Below are 3,758 nucleotides of genomic sequence, written 5' to 3'. Positions count from 1 at the left end.
CTTACTGCTCCGATGCCCTCGATCATAAAGCGGTGATCTCCTGCAGTTTGACCAAAGGTATTCGCAATGAAAGTATTGTCTTCTAACGGTGTCCGATTTGCATTTCGAAAGCTAATAAAGACATAGTTGTCAGTTTCCGCGCCTACAATTACCGCGTTATTCTTAAATTCGTTATGGTCTGCCGGACCGGAATTGCCGAAGTCTTGTATTCGCCACAGGCTGCCACTCTTATAAAGGGTATTGTTATATATCCTAGCAAGGCGGGACTCCTGGATTATCGGTGGTCTGATAGCACTGCTGATCGCATTGTCAAGATTATTGGTAAGAATGTTGTTACGCACGATCTGCCCTGTGCCTTCCGCCTTCGAGGCGACACTTTGCCGTAGGTCGAATGCCACCAGTACGTTCATAATGATGTTGCGTTCGAAAAGGTTATACCCTATCGCCCTATCACAGAACCGGTGGTTAGAGGTCAGCGACACCGCCCGATAACCTTGGTTGGGGCCCCATCGATTGTTCAAGACATTTTCTCTTAAGACGTTCATATTTCCATTGCTCACCAGCAGGTCATGTCCGCCGCGCGATAAGGTGTTGCCTTGAACGAGATTGCTGTCGGAGCAATTGAGGTTCATGACTTCGCCTGAGTTCCTCTCGTAATTACCGACGAGATCCATGCGATTGCCCACGATTTCGTTAAAATTACTGTCCTGCAGATACACGCCATGGTAGCCCCTGGCGGATCTGAACACGCAATCTTGAATAATGTTGTGGTCCGCCCCGCGGAGCGACGCCCACCTGTCAATATTCGAGTCTTGAAAGGGGGCTTTACCGTCCACGGTTAGGCCGATGATGCGGATATAGTCACGATCCACCAGCAGGATCCCGATTCTAGCATCGAGGCTTGGCTCTCGAGGCGGCGCGGTGATGACGGGGGTGTCGTTGCGATACGCACTGTAAGTAATGTAGTTGCCATCGGTTCCTGTGTTCGCAGGCGCAATCCTCTCGCCCTGATACTCGCCATTCATGATAAAGACCGTGTCACCCGGCCGTAGCGTCCGATTCGCCATGCCGATGGTTCTCCAGGGCAGCTGTTCTGTCCCGGGATTGCTGTCATTGCCAGTCGGCCCGACATAAAAAAAGGCTGCATATAGCGGCCCTGTCGAAAAAAGTAAAAGGCCCAATACCGCAAACGTTCTGCTTAGGAATATTATTTCTGACTTTTTCATGCTTTATAGTCTCTCTAAATGTTGAAACTCATATCCGCCCAGAGCTTGCGGATCCGATCTCATCAATTGTAAGCACTCGTCAAAGAACAACTTTAGGGTAAAAGTCTTACACTTAATTCCAAGCTTGAAGAGCGTTGCATCATTCAGGCGGGGCGGTTGTTAGGATTAAGATCAACCAGCGGTAACGCTCCGGGTCGAACGGTACCGATAAATGCGCAAACGCGCAACCCACTGAAGATTTGTTTAGCAAATGTTGATGGATTGCTACATTGCAGCGCACTGGCGTGCGAATTGCTGCGCATGATGGTCGACGAGGCTCTGAAAGCCTGGGTCACCGACTAGCTTATGCACCGGTACTACAAACACGGCGAGTTGGGGGACGAACGAGTCTGAGCGCGCGGAGCGCAAGAGCATGCGGACCAACCGCGAGAGATGCTCAGGGTTTTTTTGGCTAACCGCCATGGCAGGCCACGCGCTTTTGCGAGCGCTCTCGCCTGGCATTTAGAAGGACGACACGGCGTGTTCGAAATTCCTGCGCGACGTAAAGGCCGTAGCCTTACTAATTGATTCTACTTTGATCCAACGGCGTGTCTGAACCGCTTCGGGACGTCGCTGTGGCGAGCGCTTATGAAAGATGGTTGTTGGCAAGCACGTCACCGTCGGGTACGATAAACTATTGCGCACATGGGCAGTAGCCGGCAACACTTACCGTGTCTACCATGACCTTAAAGAGGAGCAGCACCATGCGACAAGAACCTAATAGAACATTCAATACCGCAATTTTTTTGTCAGCCCTGCAAGCGCACATGACCCACGCGGCGCTACATCCCGTGTTAAAGCAACAGCTCTTACAGCAAGAAGGCAAGTTGTTGCCGACGTTCGATAGGCATTACGAGAAGCTCAGGGCCTTGCCACGTCGCATGCGACGTGCGCTACAACGGCATTGGCAGCGGTCTCTCGCGGGGATCGCGCTGGTACTTACGGTGGGCCAAGCGCCTGCGTTAGCGTCCATCATCAACGTCGGCGGGGCGTGCACGCTCGTGAGGGCAATTAACTCGGCCAATACCGATACAGCCGCTGGCGGATGTGCCAGGGGCAGCGGGCCGGACACTATAGTATTACCAGTGGGCGGCACGAACACGTTAACTGCAGTCAATAACACGAACTATGGTCGTACGGGATTGCCGGTTATCCGCAGCGTCATCACCATTGCGGGCAACGAAAGTACCGTTAGGCGAAAGAGCGGCGCGCCGCACTTTCGCCTCTTCGCCGTGGGGGAAACTGGCGATCTCACTCTCCGGCGAACCACACTAAGTGGAGGTATAGCCTCCGGAAGCTACCCTAGCAATCAGGGCAGCGCAGTATTCAACTTCGGCAACACCACCCTGATCAACAGCACCGTCTCGGGCAATTTCGCCGACGATGACGCCGCTAGCTTGGAGAACTACGAAGGGACTCTCGCTATCAATAAGAGCACCATATCGGACAACAAAGGGTATGGAGTGAGCAGCTTCCTGGGTACTGTTGATCTAACTAACAGTACCGTCTCGGGCAATTCCAGTATCGGCGTTGTCGCGACTTTCGGGCACCTTACCGTGATTAACAGCACAATCTCGGGCAACTCTATGGGTGTGTCAGGCGCCAACACTTTCATCGAGCTGACCGACAGCACGATCACCGGCAATTCCAGCGACGGTGTTGAGGCCCTTTATGCCACGGACGTCACCTTAAATCGCAGCCTGATTTCGGGCAATGCCACCTCCGAAGCACTGGAGATTAGGGACAACGCCATTACCATCCGCAAAACGCGTGAGGTTTTTCGAGATGCATCTAGCTACATTCATGCTGGCAACTTCAACCTGTTTGGGCAAAACGGTGATGCGAACGTAGGAGGCTTTAGCCCCGGAGCGACCGACATCGTGCCCGAGCAAGCCCTCGGCTTCATGATTGACACCACGCTGGCTAGCAATGGCGGTCCGACGCTAACCCATGCACTGTTGCCCGGCTGCCCAGCCATCGATGCGGTGATCAATGGCACCTGTCCACCGCCAAGCCATGATCAGCGTGGCGCCGCTCGACCACAGGATGGTAATGGTGACGGCGGTCCAGCTTGCGACATTGGCGCGTTTGAGCGAAAGTGAACACCTATTCTGCATGGCTTTGTTGCAGGAATAGTCACGGAGGCGGGGTGCTGATATTGTTGAGATGTGAGGCACAAAACTACCCGACATACTTACCGCTTTCGCAACTGGAGCGAGTATAACGCCGCGCTGGTGAAGCGCGGAACCTTGACGCTGTGGGTGAGCGAGGAGGTGCTTGCCGCATGGCATGAGGATGCGCGCACGAGTAAGCGAGGTGCTCCACGCACGTACAGCGACACGGGGATTTTGTGTATGGCGTGGGTTATCGATGCGGCCAGTAGTGAGATTATCGCGGCGGAAGTTACGACCAACGATCGGAGTTCCGGGTCGCTACTGCCTGCGCTGCTTGACCTCATCGAAGGCGAGATCGTGCAAGTCTCAGGCGATGGGG

At 53.8% G+C, this 3,758-nt stretch carries 3 protein-coding genes; 2 read left to right on the top strand and 1 reads right to left on the bottom strand.

Translation table 11 applies throughout. The annotated features are described in order from the left end of the window. On the bottom strand, positions 1-1,226 hold a 1,226-nt coding region (locus tag H0V34_03760), incomplete at its 3' end, for a DUF1565 domain-containing protein (GenBank protein ID MBA2490844.1). 743 nt (positions 1,227-1,969) lie between these two features. On the opposite strand from H0V34_03760, the gene H0V34_03755 reads away from it, so the two are divergent. Together H0V34_03755 and H0V34_03750 are read left to right on the top strand one after the other, a co-directional pair. After that, positions 1,970-3,367 (top strand): right-handed parallel beta-helix repeat-containing protein, encoded by a 1,398-nt coding sequence (locus H0V34_03755; protein ID MBA2490843.1) that lies wholly within the window; start codon positions 1,970-1,972, stop codon positions 3,365-3,367. Between the two features lie 66 nt (positions 3,368-3,433). Then, positions 3,434-3,758: transposase (locus tag H0V34_03750; GenBank protein MBA2490842.1), on the top strand; the 325-nt coding region annotated here is incomplete at its 3' end.

Source organism: Gammaproteobacteria bacterium (assembly GCA_013696315.1).
GTDB lineage: Bacteria > Pseudomonadota > Gammaproteobacteria > JACCYU01 > JACCYU01 > JACCYU01.
This window is presented reverse-complemented; position numbering and strand designations above follow the sequence as displayed.